Origin of the sequence: Pelagibius sp. (assembly GCF_028289705.1) — a bacterium.
In the GTDB taxonomy this organism is placed as follows: domain Bacteria; phylum Pseudomonadota; class Alphaproteobacteria; order Kiloniellales; family Kiloniellaceae; genus Pelagibius.
This window is the reverse complement of record NZ_JANQOI010000110.1, coordinates 16,060-28,107: the sequence shown is the minus strand read 5'-3', so window position 1 is coordinate 28,107 and position 12,048 is coordinate 16,060. Positions and strand designations below refer to the sequence as shown.

The 12,048-nt window shown below is 65.7% G+C and carries 10 protein-coding genes; 1 reads left to right on the top strand and 9 read right to left on the bottom strand.

Going from position 1 to position 12,048, the window contains the following annotated elements:
• Positions 1–124: 124 nt before the first annotated feature.
• The 6 genes from Q0996_RS14905 to galE form a co-directional block, all read right to left on the bottom strand.
• Positions 125–1,087, bottom strand: a complete 963-nt coding sequence (locus Q0996_RS14905; RefSeq protein ID WP_299621230.1) for a glycosyltransferase family 2 protein — start codon at positions 1,085–1,087, stop codon at positions 125–127.
• A 16-nt stretch (positions 1,088–1,103) separates the two neighbouring features.
• Positions 1,104–3,353: a Wzz/FepE/Etk N-terminal domain-containing protein gene (locus tag Q0996_RS14900; protein ID WP_299621227.1), complete on the bottom strand. Its 2,250-nt coding sequence runs from the start codon at positions 3,351–3,353 to the stop codon at positions 1,104–1,106.
• A 226-nt stretch (positions 3,354–3,579) separates the two neighbouring features.
• Complete coding sequence (locus Q0996_RS14895) at positions 3,580–4,533, bottom strand: glycosyltransferase family 2 protein (RefSeq protein WP_299621224.1); 954 nt, start codon at positions 4,531–4,533, stop codon at positions 3,580–3,582.
• Positions 4,530–5,702: a glycosyltransferase family 2 protein gene (locus tag Q0996_RS14890; RefSeq protein ID WP_299621221.1), complete on the bottom strand. Its 1,173-nt coding sequence runs from the start codon at positions 5,700–5,702 to the stop codon at positions 4,530–4,532. Before Q0996_RS14890 ends, Q0996_RS14895 begins: the two co-directional genes overlap by 4 nt.
• Positions 5,699–6,967, bottom strand: a complete 1,269-nt coding sequence (locus Q0996_RS14885) for a glucosyl transferase (RefSeq protein ID WP_299621218.1) — start codon at positions 6,965–6,967, stop codon at positions 5,699–5,701. The genes Q0996_RS14890 and Q0996_RS14885 overlap by 4 nt, the downstream gene beginning before the upstream one ends.
• 8 nt (positions 6,968–6,975) lie before the next feature.
• Positions 6,976–7,995 (bottom strand): UDP-glucose 4-epimerase GalE, encoded by a 1,020-nt coding sequence (galE, locus tag Q0996_RS14880; RefSeq protein WP_299621215.1) that lies wholly within the window; start codon positions 7,993–7,995, stop codon positions 6,976–6,978.
• Between the two features lie 605 nt (positions 7,996–8,600).
• On the opposite strand from galE, the gene Q0996_RS14875 reads away from it, so the two are divergent.
• On the top strand, positions 8,601–8,924 hold the full coding sequence (locus tag Q0996_RS14875) for a PilZ domain-containing protein (RefSeq protein WP_299621212.1): 324 nt from the start codon (positions 8,601–8,603) through the stop codon (positions 8,922–8,924).
• A gap of 510 nt (positions 8,925–9,434) precedes the next feature.
• On the opposite strand, the gene Q0996_RS14870 is transcribed toward Q0996_RS14875, so the two are convergent.
• Genes Q0996_RS14870 through Q0996_RS14860 form a run of 3 tightly spaced genes read right to left on the bottom strand, consistent with a single transcriptional unit; the run spans position 9,435 to position 12,042 of the window.
• Positions 9,435–9,794: a DUF6285 domain-containing protein gene (locus Q0996_RS14870; protein WP_299621209.1), complete on the bottom strand. Its 360-nt coding sequence runs from the start codon at positions 9,792–9,794 to the stop codon at positions 9,435–9,437.
• The gene (locus Q0996_RS14865) at positions 9,791–10,849 is read right to left on the bottom strand and encodes a phosphotransferase family protein (protein ID WP_299621206.1); all 1,059 of its coding nucleotides are present in this window, start codon (positions 10,847–10,849) and stop codon (positions 9,791–9,793) included. Before Q0996_RS14865 ends, Q0996_RS14870 begins: the two co-directional genes overlap by 4 nt.
• Positions 10,846–12,042, bottom strand: a complete 1,197-nt coding sequence (locus Q0996_RS14860; RefSeq protein ID WP_299621203.1) for an acyl-CoA dehydrogenase family protein — start codon at positions 12,040–12,042, stop codon at positions 10,846–10,848. Before Q0996_RS14860 ends, Q0996_RS14865 begins: the two co-directional genes overlap by 4 nt.
• Positions 12,043–12,048 lie beyond the last annotated feature (6 nt).

Here is a 12,048-nt window from a genome sequence, read left to right as displayed (position 1 = left end):
GCGCACTTCGAGCGGATCGAGGACGCCGAGCTGCGCGGACGCAGCGCGCCCACAGCCATCTGGGCCGCCCGTTCTGAGCCTGTGGTGGCAAACGCGGGCGCCACGACGCCCTAGCGGTCGGGCCCTAGACAAGGCGGTCACCCCCCGGCAGGCGCTTGCGCAGGCTTTGCAAGCCATAGAACGCCAGATAGGGCGTGAGGTCGGGGTTGCGGGCGTAGATGCGCCCGGCATCCCAGACGCGGCGGCGTTTCAAGGCTGCTTGGAACTCCACGAGCCGGATGTTGAGGTCCACGGACCACTGCCGCTTCTGCAGGGCCGAACGCAGATCCGCCCCGCCCTGGGGCGTGGCGCGCAGGAGGTCCAGCCGGTTTGCGGCACTGAGCTGGCGGAGGTCTTCCAACGTCAGCCCGCGCGACAGGGACCCGGGCCTCTGGGTGTAGCGGTAGCCTGCCTCCGGGTCAGTGAGGAAGCGCCCGCCGCAGAGCAAGGCGTCGAGGAGAAAGTGATAGTCCTCGGCGATCCTCAGGCGCTCGTTCTGGCGCAGTCCATGGCGTTCGACAAAGCGCCGGCGCAGGATCGGCTTCAGATAGCCCAGCTTGAACCCGCGGGTCAGGAAGAGATTGCCGCGCACGAAGCGCGCCGCCGAAAGCGGTCCGCGAAATGCCGCGCTGCGGGCCGGCAGGGCGGTTCCCAGATCGCGGCCCTCCGGGTGGGCGACGAAGCGGAGGTTGTCGGCGATGATGTCCGCCTCCTCCCGCTCCGCCCGGGCGATCAGCCTTTCCAGCCTTTGCGCCCCGAAGCTGTCGTCGGCATCCAGCACCGCAAGCCAGCGCCCCTGCGCGGCGGAGAATCCAAGGTTGCGGGCGGCCGCCGCGCCGCGATTGACGTCCGAATGCAACAGCCGGACCCGATGGTCCCTCGCCGCGTAGCTTGTGGCGATGTCGGCGGTGCGGTCCCGGGAGGCGTCGTCGATCACCAAGACCTCGAGGTCGTCCAGAGACTGCGCGAGAACCGAGTCCAGAGCCCCACCCAGGGAACCCTCGGCATTGTAGGCCGGCAGAATGACCGAAACGCGGGGCATCGCCATGACCTTGCCTCTTGCGTCAGTAGTATTTGCGGAAGCTGCGGTCGGCATAGCCGACGGTATAGGGGTTCCTGCGGGCGCTGCGGTTGATCTTGGCCTGGGTCATGACCGTCCCGGCGACATGGGCGCGGCCCCTGCGCAGACGCTCCACCGAAGTCTGCACGAAGGTCTTCGGCGTGCGCTGCCAGCGCACCACCATGACCACCTGGTCCGCCAACTCCGCCAGGGTGGCGGCGTCGGATACGGCCAGCACCGGCGGCGCGTCGATACAGACCAGGTCGTACTGATCGGCGGCCGCGCGAATGAACTTCGCCAGCTTCGGCGCGCGCAGCACCATCAGCGGGTCCGCCACATCGGTTCCCGGCCCGATCACCGAGAGTGGCGTGTCCTCGTCCATCTGGACCGCTTTCTCCAGCGGACAGTCGGCCAGGACGAAGTCGGAAAGCCCCAGGCGCGTCTCCTGTTCCGATGCGCGCAGGTCGGCATCGATCAGCAGCACGTTCATCCCGGCACGGGCCAGCGAGGTGCAGAGCGTGCGCGAACAGACGGACTTGCCTTCATTGGGGACCGAGGAGGTCACCAGGACCACGTTGCCAAGGTTGAGGGCCCGGCGGTCGACCCGAAGCGCGGCGAAGATGCCCTTGTGCGCTTCGGCAAAGGCCGAGTTCGGGTCTTCCGCGAGGAAGCGCTCCAGCCCCATGCCCTTCAGCTTGCGCGAGGTCACCTGCGGAATGACTGCGAGGACCGGCAGCCCAAGCGCGGACTGCAGCTCTTCCGGGCCGCGATAGCCGCGGACGGTCAGCTCCAGCAAGAGGATGACCAAGGCCCCCAGGCCGCAGCCGGCCACCACGGCCATGACATAGTTCAGGCGCGTCTTCGGGAAGGAGGGACCGGTCGGGATGCTGGCCAGGGCCAGGATCCGCGACTGTGCCTGGTCGTAGTCCAGGTGCTCGGTTTCCTTATAGCGATTGAGGAAGGAGGCGAAGACCTCGCGGGTCGCTTCGGCTTCGCGCTGCAGCGCGCGCAGCTCGATCTGCGCGGCGTTCAGGGCGTCGGAGTCCTGCTGCAGCTTCCTGAGCGAAGTCTTGAGGGAACCCACCCGCTGCTGGGCGATGTTCTTTTCGTTCTGCAGGCTGGCCAGCAGGCTCTGCACCTCTTCCAACATCTGTTGCTGACGCTTGGAAAGCTGGGAGCGTACCGCAATGACCTTGGGATGGCGCTCGCCCAGGGTCGTCAGCAGTTCCGATTCCTGCTCTCTCAGCCGCATTTCCTCGAGCCGCAGGGAATCGATCACGGTCGACTCCACCCCGTCGAAGGCCGCGGTCTGCCCCCTGCTGCTCATGGCGATCTGGACCCGGGCCAGCCGTTCGTTGACGGTATCCAGTTCGAGCTGCGCGTCGAGCTGCTTGCGGCTGAGAGAGAAGATCTGCTCGGCCAGTAGCTCGCCGTCGCGTTCGGAGATGATCGGCGTTGTCGCCCGGAAGTCCTCGACGGCGCGCTCGGCGGTCTCCACATCGCCGCGCAGATCGCTGATGCGGGCGCTGAGGAAGGTGTTCGCCCCCGCAAGGGCGGCGGTCTTCAGGCGCAGTTGATCGCGGATGTATTGATCGGCGATGGCATTGGCGACCTGCTGAGACAGCGCCGGATCGTTGGTCGTGTAGGAGATCGAGATCACGCGCGACGAACCCTGGATCGCCACGTCCAGTTTCCACAGGAAGGCATTGACGATCCTGGTCTGGCCCCAGTCCCGCTGAGCCTCCTCGGCATTGAGATCCCAAACCCCCGGTGCTTCGGCGAGTTCCACGCCGCGGCTGCGTGGTGTCTCGTCCTTGAGCCAGGCGATGATCGGCTGGAAGAGGCCTTTGACCGCGGCCTTGACGTCGTCCCTCAGGCTCTTCTCCTTGGGCAGCAGCGCCGGATTGAACTCCGCGAGGGCCGCGAGGCCAAGGCTGTCGATCACCTCTTGCGCCACGGTCGGCGACCGGATGATCTGCACTTCGCTCTGCATGGTCTCCAGGCTGACCGGCAGGCTCGGGATCACCGACTCGATCTCGATTACATTCTGCTGACGCGGCTCGACGATCACCGTGGCCGTCGCGGTATAGCGGGGAGTGATCAGGCCATTGCCGATCACGGCCAGGGACAGCGCCAGCAAGAGGGTCACGATAATGATGGATTTGCGCCGCCAAAGGACGCCGAGGAGCTGCATGATCGAAAGGTTCATGAACTCGGCGGGCGCAGAGGCCGGCAGTTGCCTTAGGGTCGTCATCCTTTCCCCCTGCCGCAGGTCATGCATCCATCCAGCTCGCAGAAAACCGATCCCCGCCCTTGCATGGAAGGAGCAAAGGGTGGCGGCGAGAGACGCGAAGGCCCCAAGACGATCCTGATTTTCGGAACCATATCAGAGACATGGCGCGGATGCCGCGTCGCTCCTGCGATGTCCGACAAAAAACACAGACTGCGGCCCGTGCCTCGGACGGCGGCAGCGCCTGCGTTCAAGCGCCATGAACGTCCCTGTACTCCAGATGATCATGGCCCAGGGTGCTGGCGATCAGCCCGCAGCCGCGGCAGAGCGTGTAGAGAGGGCGGACGATGCGCCGGCGTTCGCCGAGACCGAGCACCAGAAGGTTGGCGGCAAAGAGCCCACTGCCGGCGGCGACACGCAACAGGCCGCGTAGACCATTGACCGCCGGGCGCCAGCGCGAGGCTTCATGCCCGCGCAGGAAGAGCTCCGCCTCGACATTGCCGGTCCGATACCAGCGCCGCATCAGCCAGCCCAGGCGGGCCCGGCTCTCGGGCACCGCTTCGTAGACCACGGCATCGGCGGCGTAGACCATCCGCTCTCCGGCGTTGAGGAGATCGCGAAACAGCAGGGTGTCCTCGCCGCCGCGCAGCGCGAAGCGATGGTCGAAGCTGAGGCCGTGCCGGCGCAGCACATGCAGATCGATCAACACATTGGCGGTATGGGCGTCGCTGATCGTCGCCCCGTCGGCAAAGCGGTGGGTCTCGAAGAAGCCGCTGCTGACGATCCACCCCGGGGTTCCCGGCGGAAACAGCGGCTGGACCGCACCGAGCACCACGGCCGCCCCGCTGACAGATCGCCGGTTCAGGAGTGCGTCCAGCCAGCCGGGGTCCGGAAACTCGTCATCGTCAATGAAGGCGACGGCATCGGCCCCCAGCTCGGCCGCCCGCATCAGCGCGGCGTTGCGGGCGAAGGTAATCCCGCGGCGGGGTTCGCTCACATAGTGCAGTGGCCAGGGAAAGGCGGCGGCTGCCTCTTCAACCAGGGGCCGCGCCTGCCCCTCAGCCGAGTTGTCGACGATCACCACGTCGAACCGGCGCGCCTGCTCGGTCCGCATTTCCAAAGCCGCCACGGCGTTCAACAACCGCCGCAAACCTTGGGGCCGCCGATAGGTGGCGGCACAGAGCGCGACGCGCAGGGCGCTCATCCGGTCTTGCGGCTGCTCTGCGGCAGCTCCCAGGTCTGGAAGCGTTGGCCCTGGCGCGCTTTCAGCAGGCCCAGGCCGGTCGCCGCAAGGGCGCGCAGGATTTCCACCGGGCCGGCAAGCGGCGGGACCCAACGGCTGCGCCCGAGGCCATAGGCGGCGACCAGGAGGAGCGGAAGCCACAGCGCCCATGGGCCGAGGCCGACGAGCCACAGCCAGGCGGTCCCCGCCGCGAGACCCAGGAGCAGGAAATAGATGCCGAACCAGCGCAGGAGCTTGTGCGAGAGGTACTTGAAGCGATCCAGGGCCGGCAGCCGGCGCATGCGCGGCCACAGAAGACGGTGGCAGTTGAAGGCCTGACAGGCGATGCGCACCTTGCGGCGAAACTCGTCGCCGCTGTCGGTGGTCATCCGTTCATGGGCCAGCACATCGGGCACACTCACCACGCGGTAACCGGCGCAGAGGATGGACAGCGAGACATACATGTCGTCGATGATGTCCGCGGGCACTTTCGGATAGAGCCGGCGCCGCACCGCGAAGAGCGACCCGTCGGCGCCCATGGTGGAACCGCAGCGGCTCTCCGCCGCCTTGATCCGCTCCTCAAGGCGCCAATAGAGGGCGCCGGTGGCTGCCGTCGCCCCCTCCTCCGGATTGCTATAGACCAGGCGGCCGCAGACACAGCCCACCTCCAGGTCCCGGAAGGCCCTGCGGACCGCCATGAGCGCGCTTGGCTCCACCATCACGTTGGCGTCGGTAAAGAGCACATAGTCACCGCTTGCCGCCTGCACCAAGCTGTTCATGCCGTGGCTCTTGCCGAGCCGCTGCGCCGAGGCGACGACGGTGATCCAATCTTCCTCGGCCTGAAGCAGACGGGCCGTCGCATCGCTGCTGCCGTCGGAGTAGGCCAGGATCTCCAACCGCGGGTCTTGCGCGACGAGGCGGCGGAGGTTTGCGATCTTCTCAGACAGCACAGCTTCTTCGTTGTAGGCACAGAACGCCAGAGAGAGGCGTGGCTGCCGTTCGGCCGGTTGTGTCGGCTCCAGCGGTTTCAGCGGGCGCGGGGGCATCCAGGAGAGAACCAGCGGATAGAGCAGATAGGGATAGATCACCGCGAACGCGCAGAGCCCGCACAGGGCGAGGAGCAACGTTGCGGGATCCGCCAGCGCCGTCACGCCCCGCCCCTATCCTCTGTTCGGGCACGCAATCCGGAGCTCCCGCTCTGACGAAGCAAATCGCCACTGCGCCGTTCCGCAAGCCCCAGGATCATCTCGCAGAGATCGCGGGTGTCGTAGAGGTCGCAGAACTCCCGCGTGGGCAGGGAAAGGATGTGCTGGCGGCGTGCCAGATGCTCGTCCCAGGAATACCACCGCAGGAAGGCGATCAGGTTGTCCAGAACGGGCCCGTCGAAGGTATAGCCAAGCGCCAGCTCGCGCACCTTGTCACCGGTCTCTGTGCCCTTCTCGGCCAGGGCGACGCTGCCGTAGTAGCCGCCCTCGTAAATCCGGTTGGGCAACAGCCATTTGGAGTTGCTACCTTCGTCCAGGAAATCGAAGGCCCAGGTCAGATGGACCTTCCCGTAGATTTCCGCCAGGTCTTCCGGGTTCCGATACTCGCCGCCGTAGGTCATGTTCGGGTGCTTGGCGATGGCCTCCTCGAAGACCGCGAGCCCGGTCTCCGTCGGATAGCCCCTCATGTAGATTTCGACGCGTTCGGGCAGCGCTTCGGCCAGGCGGCACAGCATGTCCAGACTCTTCGGGCAGCGCAGCGTGCCGAACCAGCCGATCACCCACTTCTTCGGTGGCTCAGCGCCCGCGCCGGGCACAGCCATCCCCGCTGCCGGTCTTTCGATCAGCTTCGCCTTGGCAAAACTGATCTTGTTCTCCAGCAGGAAGGAGCGTCCGCGATAGCCTTGCACCGGGGTGAAGTAGCGCGCCATGAACCCTGGCGATGAGATCACCAGAAGATCGCAGCGCCTGAGAACGCGGCGCTCCAGCCAACGCATCAGATAGTTTGCGGGCCGCCCACCGATGAAGATCCGCTGGATGTCCAGAACCTCATAGACCAGCGGCGCTTCGGATCGGGACAGAATGCGTGCCAGGACTGCGAGGACGCACATGTCGACGTTGCGGGCGTAAATGAAGGTGGCCGACCTCAGTGCCGCGCGATGCTTGAACAGCAGGGGAAGCGCGCCCAGCAACTTCGGCAGGCGCTTCGCATAGGCGCGGTCGGTGGTGGTCCCCAGGTGGACGTTCTCCCAAAAGGGGACGAACGCCTGATTGAATTTCTCGCGGCGGAAGCTGAAGCCGAGAACCTCGAGCCCCAGGGCGGTAAAGCTGCGGATGCGTTTGATGACCGTGCTTTCGGCCCAATCATGACCGAAGACCACCGGAGTGCCCGCCATCGGATCGTCCGCATCGCGCGGCTGCTGGAGCGTCACGGTCGTGTCTAGGCCCTGGCGCGCAAACGTCTGGCGGAGCCGGTTGTCAGCGAGAGCTCCCAGTCGATCGCCGTGTTGACGATCACTTCGATGCTGTCGAAGCGGGGAACCCATGACAGAGTCCGCTTCAAAGCCGTCGGGTCGGCAACCAGACTCGGCGGGTCGCCGCGCCGCCGCGGCGCCAGGCGGGCATTGAGCGGCCGCCCGGTGCATTGCTCGACCGCCCGCAGAACCTCGCGCACCGAATAGCCCTGCCCGTATCCGCAGTTCAGGATCCGGCTCTCGCCGCCGCCCTCGAGATAATCCAGCGCCGCCAGATGCGCGCTTGCGAGATCTGAGACATGGATGTAGTCGCGCACGCAGGTGCCGTCCGGCGTGTCGTAATCGCTGCCGAAGATGGCAATGGAGTCCCGCGCGCCGGTCACCACTTCGCTTGCCACCTTCAGAAGGTGCGTCGCTTCCGGGCCCAACTGGCCGCTCCGCCTCAGAGGGTCGGCACCGGCGACATTGAAGTATCTGAGGGCGACGAAGCGAAGATCGCTGACTGCGGCCAGGTCTCTCAGCATCCACTCGGTCATCAGCTTCGAGGTGCCGTAGGGATTGATGGGCCGTGTCGCAGCGGATTCCGGAATCGGATTGACGTCGGCTACGCCATAGACCGCAGCCGAGGATGAGAAAATGAACGTCTTGATCCGCGCGCGCTCACAGGCCTGCAACAGATTGCGGCTGACCGTGACGTTGTTGTGGTAGTAGGCCAGCGGATCGGCGACCGAGCGCTCGACGAGGATGCTGCCGGCAAAGTGAATGACGGCTGAGATTTTGTATCTCTTCAGGACGGCTTCGAGCAGCATCCCGTCGCCGGCGTCGCCCTGGATGAAAGGCACTTCCCCCGGGACGAGGCTGCGGCTGCCCGCCGAGAGATCGTCCAGCACCACGACCCGCCGCCCGGCCTGAAGCAGCGCGAGAACCGTGTGGCTTCCGATGTACCCGGCCCCGCCGGTGATCAGTGTCGTATTGCCAGGGTTCATCGCCGGACCGCTCCACTCTGACACGCAAAGACCCGTAATGCCGGCGCATGCCGGCATCGGAGATCCACCTCTCCTCCCGAGATTGCCCGACCGGTCGATCACTGCGGCGAGGCAGGAACTTACCGTCCCAGGCTCACGCGACCGCAGTCGGACAGACCCGCAAGCACGATTTTCTTGTTCTTTGCCTGCTCAGTTCGTCTGAGTGCTTTTCGTTATCGTTCCAATGGCAAGGAGGAGTTTTATCCGGCTCTCAATTGCGCGCGTGTAGCAAATATCGGGCAGTTTTGAGATGGTGCCGGCCCCATTGCCGGCGCCGAATAAACCCCGTCGTGCCGCCGCAACCCGCCCGAACCAGCCGCGGCGCCGATCATCCGCGACGGCGTTGCTTTGCATGTGCCGATCGCGCCAGCGCCTCACAGAGCCGTCATCAGGACCCATTTGGCTGCTGGCTCCAGTGGAAAGGACTGTGCGTCGATGTAACGAATTGTTAAGATTCTCTCGCCAGGGTTTATGAGGTTCGATTCGCGGCACCGTACCGCGATGGTGAGGGGCAACCGGCGGGCAGCGACTTGCAACAACCAGCCAACAGGGCTGTGACAGCGCCAATGCATGAGCACAGAGAGTGGCCGCGCTATTCCGCTGTGCGGACCTTCGCTCTGACCGCGCACTTGGGCGGCAGGATCTATCCCTGTGTCGTCGCCGATGTCTCGCTTGGCGGGGCGCGCCTGCTCTTTGACCGCGATGTTCCCCTGGAGGGGATTCAGGACTCAGGCATCTCCCTCAGCCATCCCGAGGCGGAGACGGTCGTTTGTCTGCCGATGTGGCGCGAAGCCGGACAGGTCGGAGTCCAGTTCGATTTTTCCGAGGAGTCCCTCGGACTGATCTCCGTCTGTATCCGCAAGATGGTCCATCTCGATCAGGCACCCTGACGCCGCCGATCGGCCACAGGTTTAGGCCCGGCGTCCCGACGCCGCATCCCTCAACAACACTGTCTGTGAAGTGACGCGCTTAGTCCGATGCGAGTGCGCGCTTGCGAGCGCTTCTCCAAGAGGCCGAGTCGAAGGTCACGGACTCTACCGCCGCACCGTTCACCGCCCCGTCGTTCACCGCCCGTATCCGACTGAACGCCACCGCGTCTTCGTCACGCTCACTCAGAACCTTTTTCAGAGGCCGGATCGGCCGCCTGAGGTAAGGACTGATGAACATGGCTCGATTTTCGTCGCCAGGTTTGCTCACAGGGTTATTCCCCGATTTATCCACAAGATCTGGTGGTTACGCAGGATGCTCGCACCAGATCCTTAGGCTGTCAATCGAGCGCCCTGTGGAACTTGGGGGTAACTCGATTTGAGCTTTTCGTTCAAAGGTTAAGGCAGTCTGCGCTACCGATGGTTACAGCGGAGCCGGCCGCGAGGGCTGGTTCTACACGCTTGAGCGAACGGTCAGGGGACCAGCTTGCAGCGCGCCTCTGCAATGCAAACGAGTGCTTCAAAGAGCTGCGGATCGGCGTCCAGCTCACCCTGGCGGAGCATCTGCTGCAGCGCTTGAACCTGGTCGGCGGCGCCCTTGCCGCTGGTGTCCGGCGCATCGATGGCCGAAGCCGTCAGGGGCCCGAGTGCATCCTTGATTGCGGTGCTCAGATCCCGATCCGCCTGCAGCTCGGCGGTTGCGATCTTCACGGCGTTCAGGATCAGTCGGGCGCGATAGCGCAGGTCGCCGGAGAGCTGCGGCAAGACCTCGTTCGCCAGTTCGTGCTCGACAAGGCGCAGCAATTCCGCAGCGTTCGCCTCTCCGCCTTTCACCGTGCCGCGCTCCAACGATCCGGCGCGGTCGCGCGTAGAATCTCGCGCTCCAACTGCGGCGGATAGATCCGGCCAGTCAGCGCAAGTTCCAGGGAGGGTTGTTCGCCGGAAAGGGTGCGTTCGCCCTGCTGCAGGGCGATCACCGCCCAACGCAGATGTGCCATCACCTCCCAATAGGCGATCACCTGCGGATCGATCCTTGTTCCCGCCGCTTCTTCGTAGCCGCGGTAGAAGGATCGGCGCTCGGCGATGCCGCCGGCCTCCAGCTCGGGATGGGCGTAGCGCCAGCACTTGGCACAGAACCAGCCGATGTCGCTCATCGGGTCGCCCCAATCGCAGAACTCCCAATCGAGGATCGCCGTCAGGCCCTGGCGGTCGACCATGTAGTTTCCCGTGCGGAAGTCCTGATGCACCAGGGTGACGCCGGCGCAGTCCGGCGCATGGCGCTCGCACCACCGCAGGCCCCACTCGAGCGGCAGCGAGAGGGCGCCGAGCCGGTCCAGATGGGCGCGGTAGCGTTCCACTGTCGCAAGCGCGGGATGCGCCGGCACCTCGCCGAGGAAAGGTAGCGCGGCCTGGGGCGGCCGGATGCTGTGGATCTTCGCGAGCTCAGCTCCGAGATGCGTGGCAAGCCGCTCGCGATCCCCGCCCAGTTCTTTGTCCTTCATCAGTTTGTGAGGTGCGGCGGTACCCTCGACACGCGCCATCACATAGAAGACCTTGCCCAGAATGGCCGGATCCTTGCACAGCCACAGGGGCTCCGGAACGCTCACGCCGGCGGCCCGGGCGGCCTTCAGCAGCGCGAACTCCTCGGCCCGGCTGCGGCTGACCGCGACGCCGGAGGCGGCATCGGTTCGCAGAACCACCTGGCGCCGTCCCGCGTGCGCCCCGCCGTGAAAGCGCAGGTCAAGCAGCCAGTTCTCCTGAATCGCGCCGCCGGTCAGCGGGACGACATCATCCAGATCGACCGCGTCGGCCTCCGCGGCGGTGGCGAGAAAGTCTTCCAGCGCGGTCTTGTGCTGAGCCAGACGGCTCTCCGCAAGGGTCGCCGTCACGCCCAGTCCCAGAAGTCGAGGCCCTCGTTCAGGAACGCACGGGCCAGCACCATCTTGTGCACCTCGGAGGCACCGTCGACCAAGCGCGCCTGGCGGGCGTAGCGGTACATCCATTCCAGCGGCGTGTCCTTCGAATAGCCGCGGGCGCCGAGAAGCTGGATCGCCGTGTCGACCGCCTTGTGAAGCGTCTCCGAGACCTGGATCTTGGCCATGGAGATCTCCTTACGGGCGAAGTCGCCGCCGTCCAGCTTGACCGCGGCGCGCATGGTCAGCAGGCGACCAATCTCGATCGCCATGGCCGCCTCTCCCAACAGCCACTGCACGCCCTCATGCTCCGCCAAGGTCTGGCCGAAGCTCTCCCGCTCGGCGACATGGGGCCGGGCGATCTCCATCGCCCGCTTGGCCATGCCCAGCCAGCGCATGCAGTGGGTCAGGCGCGCGGTGCCCAAGCGGATCTGCGTCACCTTCAGCCCGTCACCGACCTCCATCAGGCGGTCGTCGTCGGGCACCTGCAGGTCTTCCATCAGCACTTCGCAGTGCCCGCCGTGTTCTTCCGGACCCATGATCGGAATGCGCCGCTTGATGGTGAGGCCGGGGGTTTCGCGGTGGACCAGAAAAGCCGTGAGCCCCTTGCGGGTGTCGTCGGAGGTGCGCGCCACGATGATGAAGTGCTCGGCAACGCCGGCCCCGGTGATGAACCACTTGTGGCCGTTCAGCACCCAGGCATTGCCCCGGCGCTCGGCGCGGCTGCGCATCAGGCCCGGGTCCGATCCCGCCCCGGGGGCCGGCTCGGTCATGGCAAAGGCGGAGCGAACCTCGCCATCGACGATGGGCTGCAGCCAGCGGGCCTTCTGGGCCTCGGTGGCGATCTTCTCCAGCGCGATCATGGTGCCGTCGTCGGGCGCGGCTGCGTTGAAGACAACGGGTCCGAAGATGGAGCGGCCCATTTCCTCATAGCAGGCGGCCATGGCCGCAACCGAAAGCCCCAGCCCGCCCCTGGCCTTCGGCATCTGCGGCGCCCAGAGTCCCGCCTGCTTCGCTTTCGCCCGCAGCGGTTCCAGCAGATCGGTTTTGATGTTCTCGTGATCGTCGAAGCTGGCCGGGTCGGCCTCCAGCGGCATGATTTCAGACTCGACGAAGGCCCTGACGCGGCGTCGAAGGTCGTCGGTCTCCGGGGCCAGAGCGAAATCCATGCTGCC

Bases quoted from the DNA above. Each gene is read 5' to 3' on its own strand.
- Q0996_RS14905 (WP_299621230.1), bottom strand. From the start codon at position 1,087: ATGGCGATGCCCCGCGTTTCGGTCATTCTGCCGGCCTACAATGCCGAG.
- Q0996_RS14900 (WP_299621227.1), bottom strand. From the start codon at position 3,353: ATGACGACCCTAAGGCAACTGCCGGCCTCTGCGCCCGCCGAGTTCATG.
- Q0996_RS14895 (WP_299621224.1), bottom strand. From the start codon at position 4,533: ATGAGCGCCCTGCGCGTCGCGCTCTGTGCCGCCACCTATCGGCGGCCC.
- galE (WP_299621215.1), bottom strand. From the start codon at position 7,995: ATGAACCCTGGCAATACGACACTGATCACCGGCGGGGCCGGGTACATC.
- Q0996_RS14875 (WP_299621212.1), top strand. From the start codon at position 8,601: ATGCATGAGCACAGAGAGTGGCCGCGCTATTCCGCTGTGCGGACCTTC.
- Q0996_RS14860 (WP_299621203.1), bottom strand. From the start codon at position 12,042: ATGGATTTCGCTCTGGCCCCGGAGACCGACGACCTTCGACGCCGCGTC.